This is a genomic window from Rhizomicrobium sp. (assembly GCA_037200045.1).
GTDB lineage: Bacteria > Pseudomonadota > Alphaproteobacteria > Micropepsales > Micropepsaceae > Rhizomicrobium.
This window is the reverse complement of sequence record JBBCHM010000001.1, coordinates 1447456-1460361: the sequence shown is the minus strand read 5'-3', so window position 1 is coordinate 1460361 and position 12906 is coordinate 1447456. Positions and strand designations below refer to the sequence as shown.

At 65.5% G+C, this 12906-nt stretch carries 17 protein-coding genes; 8 read left to right on the top strand and 9 right to left on the bottom strand.

Features of this window, described 5'->3' with window-relative positions:
• Positions 1-1284, top strand: a complete 1284-nt coding sequence (locus WDM86_06805) for an Hsp70 family protein (GenBank protein ID MEI9989732.1) — start codon at positions 1-3, stop codon at positions 1282-1284.
• A gap of 13 nt (positions 1285-1297) precedes the next feature.
• On the opposite strand, the gene WDM86_06800 is transcribed toward WDM86_06805, so the two are convergent.
• A complete protein-coding gene (locus tag WDM86_06800) occupies positions 1298-2140 on the bottom strand; it encodes a hypothetical protein (protein MEI9989731.1) in 843 nt (280 codons plus the stop codon).
• Between the two features lie 112 nt (positions 2141-2252).
• Between WDM86_06800 and WDM86_06795 the strand changes: the two genes are divergently transcribed.
• A complete protein-coding gene (locus WDM86_06795; GenBank protein MEI9989730.1) occupies positions 2253-3224 on the top strand; it encodes a nitronate monooxygenase family protein in 972 nt (323 codons plus the stop codon).
• 3 nt (positions 3225-3227) lie between these two features.
• On the opposite strand, the gene WDM86_06790 is transcribed toward WDM86_06795, so the two are convergent.
• From WDM86_06790 to WDM86_06775, 4 genes are read right to left on the bottom strand one after another with little or no spacing between them, the layout of a single operon-like run.
• Complete coding sequence (locus tag WDM86_06790) at positions 3228-3878, bottom strand: LysE family transporter (GenBank protein MEI9989729.1); 651 nt, start codon at positions 3876-3878, stop codon at positions 3228-3230.
• A 12-nt stretch (positions 3879-3890) separates the two neighbouring features.
• Complete coding sequence (locus WDM86_06785) at positions 3891-4877, bottom strand: MDR family oxidoreductase (protein MEI9989728.1); 987 nt, start codon at positions 4875-4877, stop codon at positions 3891-3893.
• 58 nt (positions 4878-4935) lie between these two features.
• Positions 4936-5370, bottom strand: coding sequence for a PaaI family thioesterase (locus tag WDM86_06780; protein MEI9989727.1), 435 nt, complete (start codon positions 5368-5370; stop codon positions 4936-4938).
• Positions 5367-6704 carry a dihydroorotase gene (locus tag WDM86_06775; protein ID MEI9989726.1) on the bottom strand — a complete coding sequence of 446 codons (1338 nt, stop codon included), beginning with the start codon at positions 6702-6704 and terminating at the stop codon, positions 5367-5369. The genes WDM86_06780 and WDM86_06775 overlap by 4 nt, the downstream gene beginning before the upstream one ends.
• Positions 6705-6769: 65 nt before the next feature.
• Here WDM86_06775 and WDM86_06770 point away from each other — a divergent pair, with 65 nt between their 5' ends.
• From WDM86_06770 to WDM86_06755, 4 genes are read left to right on the top strand one after another with little or no spacing between them, the layout of a single operon-like run.
• Complete coding sequence (locus tag WDM86_06770) at positions 6770-7555, top strand: hypothetical protein (GenBank protein ID MEI9989725.1); 786 nt, start codon at positions 6770-6772, stop codon at positions 7553-7555.
• Positions 7556-7611: 56 nt separating this feature from the next.
• Entirely contained in the window at positions 7612-8088 is a 477-nt protein-coding gene (locus tag WDM86_06765) for a VOC family protein (GenBank protein ID MEI9989724.1), read from the top strand.
• A complete protein-coding gene (locus WDM86_06760; protein ID MEI9989723.1) occupies positions 8085-8681 on the top strand; it encodes a DNA-3-methyladenine glycosylase I in 597 nt (198 codons plus the stop codon). Before WDM86_06765 ends, WDM86_06760 begins: the two co-directional genes overlap by 4 nt.
• 51 nt (positions 8682-8732) lie before the next feature.
• Positions 8733-9353: an SHOCT domain-containing protein gene (locus WDM86_06755; protein MEI9989722.1), complete on the top strand. Its 621-nt coding sequence runs from the start codon at positions 8733-8735 to the stop codon at positions 9351-9353.
• A 26-nt stretch (positions 9354-9379) separates the two neighbouring features.
• Here WDM86_06755 and WDM86_06750 read toward each other — a convergent pair whose 3' ends face one another.
• Positions 9380-9847, bottom strand: coding sequence for a GNAT family N-acetyltransferase (locus tag WDM86_06750; GenBank protein MEI9989721.1), 468 nt, complete (start codon positions 9845-9847; stop codon positions 9380-9382).
• On the bottom strand, positions 9847-10299 hold the full coding sequence (queF, locus tag WDM86_06745) for a preQ(1) synthase (GenBank protein ID MEI9989720.1): 453 nt from the start codon (positions 10297-10299) through the stop codon (positions 9847-9849). The genes WDM86_06750 and queF overlap by 1 nt, the downstream gene beginning before the upstream one ends.
• A gap of 116 nt (positions 10300-10415) precedes the next feature.
• Between queF and lepB the strand changes: the two genes are divergently transcribed.
• Positions 10416-11207 (top strand): signal peptidase I, encoded by a 792-nt coding sequence (gene lepB / locus WDM86_06740; protein ID MEI9989719.1) that lies wholly within the window; start codon positions 10416-10418, stop codon positions 11205-11207.
• Between the two features lie 98 nt (positions 11208-11305).
• On the opposite strand, the gene WDM86_06735 is transcribed toward lepB, so the two are convergent.
• A complete protein-coding gene (locus WDM86_06735) occupies positions 11306-11887 on the bottom strand; it encodes an NAD(P)H-dependent oxidoreductase (protein ID MEI9989718.1) in 582 nt (193 codons plus the stop codon).
• 99 nt (positions 11888-11986) lie between these two features.
• On the opposite strand from WDM86_06735, the gene WDM86_06730 reads away from it, so the two are divergent.
• Positions 11987-12445, top strand: coding sequence for a helix-turn-helix domain-containing protein (locus WDM86_06730; GenBank protein MEI9989717.1), 459 nt, complete (start codon positions 11987-11989; stop codon positions 12443-12445).
• On the opposite strand, the gene WDM86_06725 is transcribed toward WDM86_06730, so the two are convergent.
• Entirely contained in the window at positions 12389-12769 is a 381-nt protein-coding gene (locus tag WDM86_06725; GenBank protein MEI9989716.1) for a hypothetical protein, read from the bottom strand. The two genes, WDM86_06730 and WDM86_06725, sit on opposite strands and share 57 nt — an antisense overlap.
• Positions 12770-12906: the final 137 nt, after the last annotated feature.

Sequence of the window (12906 nt, the reverse complement as noted above, 5' to 3'; positions counted from 1 at the left end):
ATGGCATCCCCTCAACTCACGGGGATACCCATGGCGGCCTGCGGCTTAGACTTCGGAACTTCCAATTCGGCGATTGGCGTGGTGCGTGGCAACGCGCCGGTGCTCGCGCCGGTCGAGGGCGGCGAGACGCTGATCCCGAGCGCGGTGTTCTTCGACTACGAGACCAAAGGCAAGGTGCGGTTCGGCGCCGAGGCCATCGCGACCTATATCGGCCAGCATGACGGGCGGCTGATGCGGGCGCTGAAATCGATCCTGGGCTCGCCCCTGATCGACGAGAAGACCGCGCTGGGCTCCAGGATGGTGGCGCTGACCGACGTGGTCGAGATCTTCGTGCGGCATCTGAAAGAGAAGGCCGAGACCTTTACCGGCGCGGAATTGACCGCCGTGGTGCACGGCCGCCCGGTGCGCTTCGTCGACGACGACGACGCGGCCGACGCCAAGGCGCAGCGCGTGCTCCAGGGCATCGCCAACCGGGTGGGCTTTCGCGACGTGGCGTTCGTCTATGAGCCGATCGCGGCGGCCTATCACTATGAGGAGACCGCGACGCGGGAGGAGACCGTGCTGATCGCCGATATCGGCGGCGGCACCTCCGACTTCACCGTCATCCGCATCGGGCCGGAGCGGGCCAAGGCCGACGACCGCACCTCCGACATCCTCGCCAATGACGGCGCGCGGATCGGCGGCACCGATTTCGACTCGCTGCTCAGCCTGGACGCGGTGATGCCGCAGCTCGGCCTCGGCACGCAGCTTGTCGAGAAGAACCTGCCGATGCCGAACGGGCTCTATTACGAGCTCAGCACCTGGTCGACGATCAACTTCGCCTACACGTTCCAGAACGAGCGCATGCTGATCGAACTCGTCGCCGGGGCGCGCGAGCCGCAAAAGGTGGCGCGGCTGCTGAAGGTGGTGCGCGAGCGGCTCGGCCATCGCATCGCCTTCGCGGTGGAGGACGGCAAGATCGCGCTCAGCGAAGCGGCCGCCGCGGCCCTGCCCCTCGATTTCATCGAGCGCGGTCTCGCGGCGGAAGCCACGCGCCAAGGTTTCGACCACGCCATCGAGAGCCGGACCGAGCGGCTGTTCCGCACCGCGTCGGATTGCATCCGCGACGCGGGGCTTCGGCCCGACGACATCCATACGATCTTCTTCACCGGAGGTTCTGGGCGCGTCCCCGCCGTGCGCGCGGCGATCGGGCGCGCCGCGCCGAACGCCCGCGCGACGACGGGCTCGGACTTCCTTTCCGTGGCGTTAGGCTTGACGCGCGAGGCGCGAAAAAGATTTGGTTGAGTCGTCGAAAATTTCAGTTGCTTGCGTCGAACTGAGACAGCCCCATGACCAGGTTGTATGTAAACCAGCCATCGCCAGTGACAATGGTTTGAAGCTTGGCGTTTGCCGCATCTTTCATGATACCGATCCCGTCGCTAAACGGAATAAACGAAATGATCTTTCGATACGGAAAACGAAAGCTTTTTCGGGCGCCGACGAAAGTAATATGTTTGTTGGTGATAACCGTGGTCCCTCGATCAACAATAACCTTTTCGGTCCGCTCAATCGGATGGCCACGAAAGGCGCTGGTTCGATAATAAACACCCTTCATAATCCGGACGCTTACACCAGCGGATTTGCCTACATACTCTCGATAAGTTTTATCCATCAGAAGCTCAGCGTTTTGATGCAGCCAGACTATTTGCTCGCCTTTTTGCAAATTAATCGGCTGGGCGCCCTCGATCTTGGCACGATTTGGCAATTTGCCCTCAGCTATGTCGCGAAGCACAAGCGCTTTTACGAGCTTCTGATAGGACTGATCTAAATTCAAATCTTGTTGTGAAATACCGGCGGCGTTCGCGAATGCGAGTAGTCGAGCCTCCGTTTCAGCGTCAATTCCACTCTGATCTATACGGCTCTCGATCATATTGTCCCAAGCCTGAATGAGAAGCTTTTTAGAATCGCCTGCCGAGATAAGAGATCGTGCGTTGATTTGCGCGATGGTTGCTGGCAACGAAGATAGATCGGCGCCTGGCTGCAAGCTCTGAATAGCTACAGACTTGATTTCAGCGATACCGTGAGAATGACTTATCTCGCACTCAGGGTGCATCGTTCTCAAAATCCCTGCTGGTTGCTTACAATAAATGCAATTTGCCATCATAGCCTCCCTGCCCTGTTTATATTACCTTATTGAACAGCCGTTTTTGCCATCCCTGTCCGAAAATGTTTGCTAAATTCGCGCAGACCCTATCAATTGTTTGAGTAGCGCCATGACCCTCCGCACGCCTCTCTGCGACATGCTCGGCATCCGGTATCCCATCATGCTCGCGGGCATGGGCGGGGTGTCTTATGGCGCGCTCGCCGCGGCGGTGTCGGAGGCCGGCGGCTTCGGCACGCTCGGCATGGCGGGGCGCTCCGCCGAGGAGATCACGCATGAGATGAAAGTCGTGCGCGATCTGACCGACAAGCCGTTCGGCGTCGACCTGCTCGCCGCGGTGCCGCAATCGCTGGAGGCCACCGCCGACATCATCATCGAGGGCGGCGCCAAGGCGTTCATCTCCGGCCTCGGCGTGCCGCCGCCGCATCTCGTCAAGAAATTCCACGACGCGGGCCTTTTGGTCATGAACGTCAACGGCACGGTGAAGCATGCGCGCTCCGCCGAGGCCGGCGGGCTCGACGCGGTGGTGGCGCAGGGCACCGAGGCCGGCGGCCATACCGGGCGCATCGCCGGCATGGCGCTGATCCCGCAGATCGTGGACGCGGTGAAAATTCCGGTGATCGCGGCGGGCGCCATCGTCGACGGCCGCGGCCTCGCGGCGGCGCTGGCGCTGGGGGCGCAGGGCGTGTGGATGGGCACGCGCTTCATCGCCTCGACCGAGGCGCATGCCGGCGGGCTCTACAAGCAGGTCATCGTGGACGCGTCCGACGAGGACACGATCATCACGCGGTCCTATTCCGGCAAGCCGATGCGCGTGTTCAAGAACGAATGGGTCGCGGACTGGGAGAAGCGGCCGCAGGACATCAAGCCGTTCCCGGCGCAGGCGATCCTGTCGAGCCAGGCCGGCGTGATGGGCGGCATCGGCGGCCAGATCGAGGGGCTGACGCGCGAACGCTCCGCCTTCGCCATCGGCCAGGGCGCCGGCGCGATCCACGACGTGAAGCCGTCGCGCGAGATCATCGCCGAAATCATGGCCGAGGCCGAGGACGTCATCGCCCGCATCGCGGAGCTGGCGCGGCGCTGAGCGTCAGAAGATCTTCGTGGCGAGGTGAACCAGCACCGCGAGGCCCGAGCCGGCGATGGCGATGCCGGAGATCCGGTTGATCAGCGCCATGGTGCGGTCGTTGATGCTGGCGTGGAACAGCCCGACGATCGCCGTCAGCACCAGCCACCACAGCGACGAGCCGATCGTCACGCCGATCACCACGAAAGACGCCGAGGCGAGCGAGGGATGGCCGCCGGCGAGGCCGCCGAGGCCGGCGATCAGCGCGGCGAAGCCGAGCAGGGTCGCGGGATTGGTGATGGTGAGCGCGAAGGTCGACGCGACCGCGCGGAACAGGGTGGACGCGCCCTTTTCCCTGGCGGCAAGCTTGTCGTCGAGCCGTGCCTCGACCTTGGCCCGGTAGGTGTGAACGCCGAAATAGACCAGCAGCGCGCCGCCGGCGAGCTCGATGATCGAGGAATAGCCCTCGATGAGCTGGGCGACGGCCGTCAGGCCGAAAGCCGTGACGATGGCGAATACCGTGTCGCCGGCCGCGGCGCCCAGCCCGGACATGAATCCGTTGAGCGGGCCGAAGGCCAGCGTGCGGCGGATGCAGATCAGGTTCACCGGGCCTATCGGCACGGCGACGAACAGTCCGATCACGACACCGGAGAGGCCAAGGACGATGTAGTCCATCCGATCCGCGCGCTAAATTTCGACGACCAGGCGGCCGCGAATTTTCCCCGCCAGGATGTCGTCCGCTGCCTGGCGCACGCCCGACAGCGGGATCGTCCGCGTCATCGAAGCGAGCTTGGCGGGATCGAGATCCTTGGCGAGCCTGTTCCACGCCTGGATGCGGCGCGGCTTGGGCATGTGCACCGAGTCGATGCCGAGCAGCGAGATGCCGCGCAGGATGAACGGCGCGACGCTGGTAGGCAGGTCCATGCCGCCGGCAAGGCCGCAGGCCGCCACGGCGCCCTGATAGGAGGTCGCCGCGATGACGTTGGCGAGTGTCTTGGAACCGACGCTGTCGACACCGCCGGCCCAGCGTTCCTTGGCGAGCGGACGCGGATCGCCGGCAAGCTCGGCGCGCGGAATGATCTCGACGGCGCCGAGGTCCTTCAGATACGGCGCCTCTTCCGTCCGCCCCGTCGAGGCGATGACCTTGTAGCCGAGCTTGGCCAGCACGGCGATCGCGACCGAGCCGACACCGCCGCTGGCGCCGGTGACGATCACCGCGCCCTTCGCGGGCGTCACATGCGCGTCCTCGAGCGCCAGGACGCAGAGCATCGCGGTGTAGCCGGCGGTGCCGATCGCCATCGCCTGCGCCGCGGTGAATGCCGGAGGCAGCGGCACCAGCCAATCGCCCTTGACGCGCGCCAGTTCGGAGCAGCCGCCGTAATGGGTCTCGCTGAGGCCGAAGCCGTTCAGCACGACCTTGTCGCCCGGCTTGAAGTCGGGATGCGACGATTCCTCGACCGTGCCGGCGAGATCGACGCCGGGGATCATCGGAAATTTGCGCACCACGGGCGAGCGGCCGGTGAGCGCCAGCCCGTCCTTGTAGTTCACCGTCGAATGCGACACCGCGACGGTCACGTCGCCGGGCATCAGATCGTCGGGCGTCAGCTCGACGTCCTCGACGGTCTGCTTGTCGCCGTCCTTGCGCAGCATGATGGCCCTGAAACGGCTCTTCATCGGTCGTTGCCCATCTGGAGAAAGTTGACCGGGAGGCGACCCGAATTCGCGCGCGCCGTCAAGGCGTTGCCAAAGGCAGCACCATCTGCTGCGCGCTGGCCCTGGCGATCAGTGTCTTGTCGTCCTCGCGGTAGAAATCGGCCTCGACCGCGATGAGCGACTTGGTGTGCGCGGTGACGCGCGCCTCCATCAGGACGGGATGGGCGCGGCCGACGCGCAGGAACTGCACCTGCAGATTGATGGTGCGGAACATGCTGCCTTGCGGGATCACGGTCATGGCCGCGAAGCCGAGCAACTGGTCGGCCAGCGCCGCGATGTAGCCGCCGAACAGCGTGCCGTCGTCGTTCAACAGGTCCGGATCCGGTTCCCAACGCTTGCCGACCCATCCTTCGTCCCACGCATCCAGCGTTCCCAGCCGCATCGTCTGGACCACGGGCGGCGGATCGTCTTTGCCGCAGATCAATGCATCCAGCCGCTCGGTTGCCCAGGTCATGCCGGCTCCAGGGTCTCGCCGAAGCGGATCGGCCGGCCGAGGCCCCCCGCGATCAACGCGCGGTCGCGCATGACGATCCGGCCGCGGATGATGGTGGCAAGCGCCCAGCCGGTCGTCTCCATGCCGTCGAACGGCGTCCAGCCGCATTTGGAGGCGATCCAGCTATTTTCGATTTTGTGCCGCGCATTCAGGTCGACGATGGTGAAATCGGCGTCGTAGCCCCGCGCGATGCGGCCCTTGCCGGCGATGCCGAAAATGCGCGCCGCGCCGGCGCTGGTCAGATCGATAAAGCGTTCGAGCGTGAGGCGTCCGGCGTTCACGTGATCGAGCAGGATCGTGACCAGCGTCTGCACGCCCGGCATGCCGGACGGCGTGTCGGGATAGGTCTTGTCCTTCTCGGCGCGGGTATGCGGCGCGTGGTCGGAGCCGATGACGTCGATCACGCCCTGGTTCACCGCCTGCCACAGCGCCGCGCGGTGCGTGGCGTCGCGGATCGGCGGGTTCATCTGCGCGTAAGTTCCAAGGCGTTCATAGCATTCGGGCGCCGCCAGCGTGAGATGCTGCGGCGTGGTTTCGGCGGTGACGATTTCCTTCGCGTCGGCCAGCAGCGGGATTTCGTCGGCGGTCGTCACATGCAGCACGTGCAGCCGGCGGCCGGCGGCGCGCGCCAGGCGGATCACCCGCTCGGTCGACATCCGGGCCGCTTCGGCATCGCGCCAAATGGGATGCGTGCGCGGATCGCCCGGCAGGGCGAGATGCTTGCGGGCCTTGAGGCGGTCCTCGTCCTCCGAATGCACCGCGACGCGGCGGCGGCCGGCGCGCAGCATCGCGGCGATGTCGCTTTCGTGGTCGAGCAGCAGCGTGCCGGTCGAGGAACCCAGGAACGCTTTCACGCCGGCCACGCCGGGCATGCGCTCCAGCTCCGCCAGCGCGCCGATATTGGCCGGCGTGGCGCCGATATAGAACGCATAGTCGCAATGCATGCGGTTCGCGGCACGGGCGAGCTTGTCCTCCATCGCAGCGCGGGTGGTGGTCGGCGGGTTGGTGTTGGGCATCTCGAAGACGCCGGTGACGCCGCCCAGAACCGCCGCGCGGCTGCCGCTCTCGAGGTCTTCCTTGTGCTCGTTGCCGGGCTCGCGGAAATGGCACTGGCTGTCGATCACGCCGGGCAGGACATGCAGGCCCTTCGCCTCGAAAACCTCGGCGGCCTTGGCGCCGGAAAGCGCGCCGATGGCGGCGATCTTGCCGCCGACGACGCCGACATCGCCCTCGGCGATGCCGTTCGGCGTGGCAACAACCCCGCCGCGAATAAGGAGATCGAAGGCCTGTGACATGGCGAAGGCGTATCCCTTCCGCCCTTCCCTTGGCAACCTTGTCGGGCCCCACTACTTCTTATGCCATGCCGATCGCCCTTCTCGAGGACCGTGCCGTCGTCGCCGTCGCCGGACCGGAGGCGCGCGACTTCCTGCAGGGGCTGATCACCAACGACGTCGAGCGGCTCAAGCCGGGCGCCGGTATCTATGCCGCGCTGCTGACGCCCCAGGGCAAGATCCTGTTCGACTTCTTCCTGGTCGAGGGCGACGGCGCGATCCTGATCGATTGCCACGCCGCAGCGCGCGACGCGCTGCTCAAGCGGCTGACGCTCTACAAGCTGCGCGCCAAGGTCGTGCTGGAGGCGCGCGACCAGCTCGCGGTGCTCGCCGAGTGGAACGGCGCCGAGGCGAAATACGCCATCGCCTATTCTGATCCGCGGCTGGCCGCGCTGGGCCGGCGCGCCATCATCGCCAAGGGCGAGATGCGCCAGGACCTGCTGCCCACGGCTACCTATCACGCCCACCGCCTCGCCCTCGGCGTGCCGGAGGCGGGCGATTTCGGCTCCGACAGGATGTTCGCGCTCGACGCCGATCTGGACGAACTCCACGCGGTGGATTTCACCAAGGGCTGCTATGTCGGCCAGGAACTGACGGCGCGGATGAAGCATCGCGGCACGGCGCGCAAACGGCTTCTGCCCCTGAAGGGCGAGCCCGGCGCGGCGGTGAGCGCCGGCGGCAAGGACATCGGCGAGGTCGTCTCGGCGGACTTCGCCCTCATCCGCCTCGACCGGCTGGAGGAGGCGCAAGGCGCTGCTGTCACGGTTGGCAGCGGCGTGGTCGAATTGACCCGGCCGGCATGGCTTTTCGCTTGACGGCGTAGCCGCGAAAGCCTCTCGTTCGCGGCGCATTCTTCGAGGGGATTCCCGCCATGCTCCATCATGTCTCGGTCGGCGTCACCAATTTCGAGCGCGCCGCGACGTTCTACGACGCGGTGCTGGCCGCGCTGGGCTTCAAGCGCGTCGCCGATTACTCGCCGCATGCGATCGGCTATGGCGAGACCTATCCGGAGTTCTGGATCGGCGCGCCGCATGACGGCAAGCCGGCAAGCGCGGGCAACGGCACCCATCTGGGCTTCGCGGCGCGGACCAGGGCGCAGGTGAACAAATTCCATTCGGTCGCGCTCGCCCATGGCGGCAGCAACAATGGCGAGCCGGGCCCGCGCCCCGACTACGGCCCGGACTATTACGGCGCTTTCGTCTTCGACCTGGACGGCAACAAGATCGAGGCGACGCTGCGCCCCGCGCCGGCGAAGCAAGCGGTCAAGAAGAAGACCGTGAAAAAGGCCGCCAAGAAAGTGGCGAAAAAATCCGTCAAGAAGAAGGCCAAGAAAAAGAGCCGCCGTTGAGCGACATCGTCCGCTGCGGCTGGGTGGGCAAGGAGCCGATCTATACCGCCTATCACGACGAGGAATGGGGCGTGCCGGAATACGATCCGCGCGCGCTCTACGAGAAACTGGTGCTGGACGGTTTCCAGGCCGGGCTCTCCTGGATCACCATCCTCAAGAAGCGCGAGAATTTCCGCGCCGCCTTCGATAAATTCGATCCGGAGAAGATCGCGCGCTACGGCAAGCGCGAGGTGAACCGGCTGCTCAAGAACGAGGGGATCATCCGCTCCGAGGCCAAGATCAAGGCGGCGATCAAGGGCGCCCAGCTCTGGCTGGAGATCGAGGAGAAGGAACCGGGCGGTTTCCGTGACTTCATCTGGAAGCATGTCGACGGCAAGCCGCAGCAGAACCGCTTCAAGACCCTGAAACAAATCCCGCCGCAGACCGCGATGAGCCAGGGCCTGTCCAAGGAGCTGAAAGCCCGCGGATTCAACTTCGTCGGGCCGGTGATCGTTTACGCCTTCGCCCAGGCGGTGGGCATGGTCAACGACCATATCGTGCCCTGCTACCGCCACGGCGCGGTCGCGGCGCTGGGCCGGCATGCGCCGCACTAGCGTTCTCGCGCGTTTCTCTGACAGGATGCGGCCTGACCAGGGAGAACGCGGATGCCGGCGACGGCGGTCTACAATGTGGCGATGACGCCGGGCGACGCGTTCGACTACACGCGCGGCGCGCTGCAGGCGTCCGGCGCGGTCCTCGGCGCCCAGATTCCGCCGACCAGTCTCGACTTCGCGCTGACCCGCAAGGATGCCGACACCGGCTCGATGGACGTGACCATGCCGGGACGCGCGGTGGTCGCGGCGGCGCCGGAGGGGGCTTCCACCGTCACGCTGGTGATCGAGCCGGCGACCCAGTTCGTGGTCTATGCGCTGGGCATCGGCCTGGTGGCGCTGGTGTTCGGCGGATTCTTCTTCAGCAGCCTGAACAGCCTGTGGTTCCTGATCGTGATCGCCGCCGAGGGCTATCTGTTCTGGAGCGTGTTCAACAAATGGCCGGCCGACACGCTGGCGAGGATCGGCGTCAAGATGCGCGCCTCGCCCAGCGTCAGCGGCGGCGCGCCGGCGGTGCAGCCCACGGCCCCGATCTTCACGCCGCCGCCCTCGACGGCGCCCAGCGCCGCCGACATCGCCGACCAGATCCGCCACCTCGCGGAGCTGCGCGACCAGGGGCATCTGACCCAGGAAGAATTCGACGCGAAGAAGGCGGAGCTGCTGAAGCGGATTTGAATAATCTCTCCCGCAAGCGGGAGAGATTAAGCGACCGAAAAAGTCTGCCGCAGCCGTTCGATGCCGGAGCCGCCAATATAAGAGTCTTCCGTGTACGGTCGTTCTCCGATCACGCGGCGCCAGAACGCCACGGCGGCTTCGTTGGCGCGGTATTGCGTCAGCTCCCAGGGGCCGGGGAAGCGCTCCAGGATCGCTTGCGCGAATTGCAGCGCCGCGCCGGTGCGGCGGTTTTCCGGGAAGCTGTAGAACTCGGCCATCTCGGTGACGCCGTCCAGGCAATGCACCAGCGCGAAAGCCACGCGCCGGCCGTCGACGATGGCCCAGAACGGGTAGCGGTTGGGCTCGCGCCAATAAAGATCGAAATACGGATATTCGAAGACGCCGTTCACGCGCTCATGCGTGCCGTAGCGCGTCAGCTCCAGCGCATAGTCCTGGAACCTGTCCCACAGCAGCGCCTTGTCGCTTTCGCGCACCGGCACGATCTCGACTTCCATCAGCCGCGGCCGCGATAGGGCGCCACGCCCGTCTCGGGCAGCCACACGCCGGACGGCAGCTTGCCGGTCTGCCAGAACACGTCGATCGGAATTCCGCCGCGCGGATACCAGTAGCCGGCGATGCGCAGGAAGCGCGGCCTGATCGCGCCGGCGATGCGCTTGCCGATATAGACCGTGCAGTCCTCGTGGAACGCCGCGTGGTTGCGGAAGCTGAACAGGAACAGCTTCAGCGATTTCGACTCGACGATCTTCGCGCCAGGAACATAGTCGATCACAAAATGCGCGAAATCCGGCTGGCCGGTCACCGGGCAGAGCGAGGTGAATTCCGGCGCGGTGAAGCGCACGACATAGCTCTCGCCGGCCTGCGGATTGGGAACCGCTTCCAGGATCGCCTTGTCCGGCGAGGCCGGAACCGGCACCGGACGGCCCAGTTGGGTAAGCTTCTTCGCCATGCCCAGGGCTTTGGCAGCCCGGTGAATTTCCGTCAAGAAATCCTTTTATGCGCTAATGTCATCTTGAATTCGCCCCCGGCAATATCGAAGTTGCAGGGATGCGCGCAGGGCAAAATATGGAATTCCTGAATTCGGCCTGGTCGGTGGTCAAACGCATCCTCGATGTCGAGGACGGCAAGGGCGTGGCGCGCGCCGTGCTCGAACCCATCGCGATCATCGCCATCACTTTCGCTTCCACCACCGCCATCGCCCAGCCCTTCTATGTGCCCTCGGGCTCGATGCAGCCGACGCTCGCCATCGGCGATGCCTTCGTCGCGGCGAAGTATCCCTATGGCTACAGCCGCTATTCGGTGCCGTTCGGGCTGGGGCCCGCCTCCACCGGTCGGCTGCTGCAGACGATGCCCAAGCAGGGCGACGTCGTGGTATTCCGCCTGCCGCGCGATCCGAGCCAGACCTATATCAAGCGGGTCATCGGCCTGCCCGGCGACCGCGTGCAGATGATCGACGGCCATCTGTGGATCAACGGCAAGGAACTGGCGCTGAAGGCGAACGGCGACGGCCAGGTCGAGGCCGAGGACGGCACGATCACCGCCTCGCCGCGCTATATCGAGACGCTGCCCAACGGCGTGTCGCATCCGATCTTCAAATGGAACTGGGAAGGCCCGGGCGACAACACACAGATTTTCGTCGTGCCGGCCGGCCACCTTTTCATGATGGGCGACAACCGCGACAACTCGCTCGACAGCCGCTGGTCGGCGGAGCAGCAGGGCGTCGGCTTCGTGCCGGTGGAGAACCTCGTCGGCCGCGCCGAGTTCGTCGTCGGCTCCTACGATTTCCTCAACGCGCATGCGATCTGGTCGTGGATCGGCGAATTCCGCCTATCGCGCGTGTTCAACAGCGTGAATTGATTCTTTTCGGCGCGCGCAGGCGCGCCAATAGGATCACGCGGAGCCGCGGAGAACGCGGAGTGCCTGCCTCCGCGTCTCCGCGCCTCCGCGTGAGTCATTCACTTCGGCTTGCGGATCTGTTCGCGCAGCGGGGCCAGCGCGGTCGACCATTTGTGCAGCTCGTTCAGCGTCGCGGCGACGCCCTGCAGGTTCAGCTCATTGGCCTCGAACTTGCCGTCCTTGATCTGGGCGAAGACGCCCGGCAGCGCCACACCTTCGGGGATCGGCATCATCTTGAGCGTCGACACATGCGACCGCGCCACCTGTGCCGAGCGCAGGCCGCCGGACACGCCGCCATAGCTGACGAAGGCGGCCGGCTTGTACTGCCATTCCCAGAACAGGTAGTCGATCGCGTTCACGAAGGCCGGCGGCGGCATGTAATCGTATTCCGGGATCACGAACACGAAGGCATCCGCGGCGTCCACGCTGGCCGACCATTTCTTGGTGTGGGCGTGCTCGTATTGCCGGCGCATCGGATGATGCGGCTCGTCGTAAAGCGGCAGTTCGAAATCCGCCAGGTCGATCAGCTCGGCGTCGAAATTGCCGTGCGCCTTGGCGGCGCCGTGGAACCATTGAGCGATGATCGGCCCTTGGCGGCCGGGACGCGTGGTGCCGATGACGGTGTGAAGCTTCAAGGCCATGTCTGTCTCCTGCAAAGGGTATCGGTTCGATGCCTGGTATCAAAAAGTGACTGAGACTAGGATGGTGCCCAAGAGATCGCCGCGCAAGAAGGCACGTCCATGAAACAGGGTAACATCCATGAAACCGGCGACTGCCGCGCGGTCTCCGGCGTGCTGGCGCGGATCGGCGACAAATGGTCGGTCCTGATCGTCAGCCGGCTCGGCGCCCGCGCCATGCGGTTCGGCGAGCTGAAGCGCGACATCGGCGGGATCTCCCAGCGCATGCTCACCCTGACCTTAAGGGGGCTGGAGCGCGACGGATTGGTCACCCGTACCGTCTTTATGACGATTCCGCCGCGGGTCGACTACGCGCTGACCGCGCTCGGCCGCTCGCTGCTGGAGCCGGTCAGCGCCTTGAGGGCGTGGGCGCTCGCGAATATCGGCAGACTGGAGACCGCCCGCGCGGCGTTCGACGCGGCCGCGCCGGACGCCGCGCCGAAAATCCCCGTGCGCCCGGCGCCGTCAGCCGGCCCAGCTCGCGTCGAAGCCGCGAACGAACGGAAAAGACTGCGCGCCTGAAATGTGCCGGCGGCGCTGTTCCTCGGCCACGGCGACGTCCAGCATGAGTGTCACGAAAGTGCGGTTGCGCTCGGCGAAATCGCGCTCGTCACCGAGCAGCGGCCACAGGCCGTTCTGCATGAAGGCGTCGAGCTCCTCGCCCCAGCGCACGCCGTCGGAGCCGTCGAGCAGCTTGGCCCGGCGATGGGCCAGCGCCGCGATATGGGGCGCGATCAGCTCGCGCATCTCGACCTCGAAGGCGCGCCAGCCCTCGGCATCGAAGTCCACGCCCTGAATGAGAAAACCGACGACGTGCTTGAAAGCACCCAGAACGCGTTCCTGCATGGCTTTGCGCCTCTGCCCCACGATACGAGCATGCGCCGCGATCTCTTAAGGGATGGCTCAGAAGCCTGGTTAGCGAAGGGTTCCGCGATCGTGGAGTGGCTGGTGGCCCCCAAACCCCGCGACACCACGCCTAGTGG

What these genes read in the sequence shown, in the direction of transcription:
- WDM86_06805 (MEI9989732.1), top strand. Translation starts at nt 1, where the DNA reads ATGGCATCCCCTCAACTCACGGGGATACCCATGGCGGCCTGCGGCTTA.
- WDM86_06800 (MEI9989731.1), bottom strand. Translation starts at nt 2,140, where the DNA reads ATGGCAAATTGCATTTATTGTAAGCAACCAGCAGGGATTTTGAGAACG.
- WDM86_06795 (MEI9989730.1), top strand. Translation starts at nt 2,253, where the DNA reads ATGACCCTCCGCACGCCTCTCTGCGACATGCTCGGCATCCGGTATCCC.
- WDM86_06790 (MEI9989729.1), bottom strand. Translation starts at nt 3,878, where the DNA reads ATGGACTACATCGTCCTTGGCCTCTCCGGTGTCGTGATCGGACTGTTC.
- WDM86_06785 (MEI9989728.1), bottom strand. Translation starts at nt 4,877, where the DNA reads ATGAAGAGCCGTTTCAGGGCCATCATGCTGCGCAAGGACGGCGACAAG.
- WDM86_06780 (MEI9989727.1), bottom strand. Translation starts at nt 5,370, where the DNA reads ATGACCTGGGCAACCGAGCGGCTGGATGCATTGATCTGCGGCAAAGAC.
- WDM86_06775 (MEI9989726.1), bottom strand. Translation starts at nt 6,704, where the DNA reads ATGTCACAGGCCTTCGATCTCCTTATTCGCGGCGGGGTTGTTGCCACG.
- WDM86_06770 (MEI9989725.1), top strand. Translation starts at nt 6,770, where the DNA reads ATGCCGATCGCCCTTCTCGAGGACCGTGCCGTCGTCGCCGTCGCCGGA.
- WDM86_06765 (MEI9989724.1), top strand. Translation starts at nt 7,612, where the DNA reads ATGCTCCATCATGTCTCGGTCGGCGTCACCAATTTCGAGCGCGCCGCG.
- WDM86_06755 (MEI9989722.1), top strand. Translation starts at nt 8,733, where the DNA reads ATGCCGGCGACGGCGGTCTACAATGTGGCGATGACGCCGGGCGACGCG.
- WDM86_06750 (MEI9989721.1), bottom strand. Translation starts at nt 9,847, where the DNA reads ATGGAAGTCGAGATCGTGCCGGTGCGCGAAAGCGACAAGGCGCTGCTG.
- queF (MEI9989720.1), bottom strand. Translation starts at nt 10,299, where the DNA reads ATGGCGAAGAAGCTTACCCAACTGGGCCGTCCGGTGCCGGTTCCGGCC.
- lepB (MEI9989719.1), top strand. Translation starts at nt 10,416, where the DNA reads ATGGAATTCCTGAATTCGGCCTGGTCGGTGGTCAAACGCATCCTCGAT.
- WDM86_06735 (MEI9989718.1), bottom strand. Translation starts at nt 11,887, where the DNA reads ATGGCCTTGAAGCTTCACACCGTCATCGGCACCACGCGTCCCGGCCGC.
- WDM86_06730 (MEI9989717.1), top strand. Translation starts at nt 11,987, where the DNA reads ATGAAACAGGGTAACATCCATGAAACCGGCGACTGCCGCGCGGTCTCC.
- WDM86_06725 (MEI9989716.1), bottom strand. Translation starts at nt 12,769, where the DNA reads ATGCAGGAACGCGTTCTGGGTGCTTTCAAGCACGTCGTCGGTTTTCTC.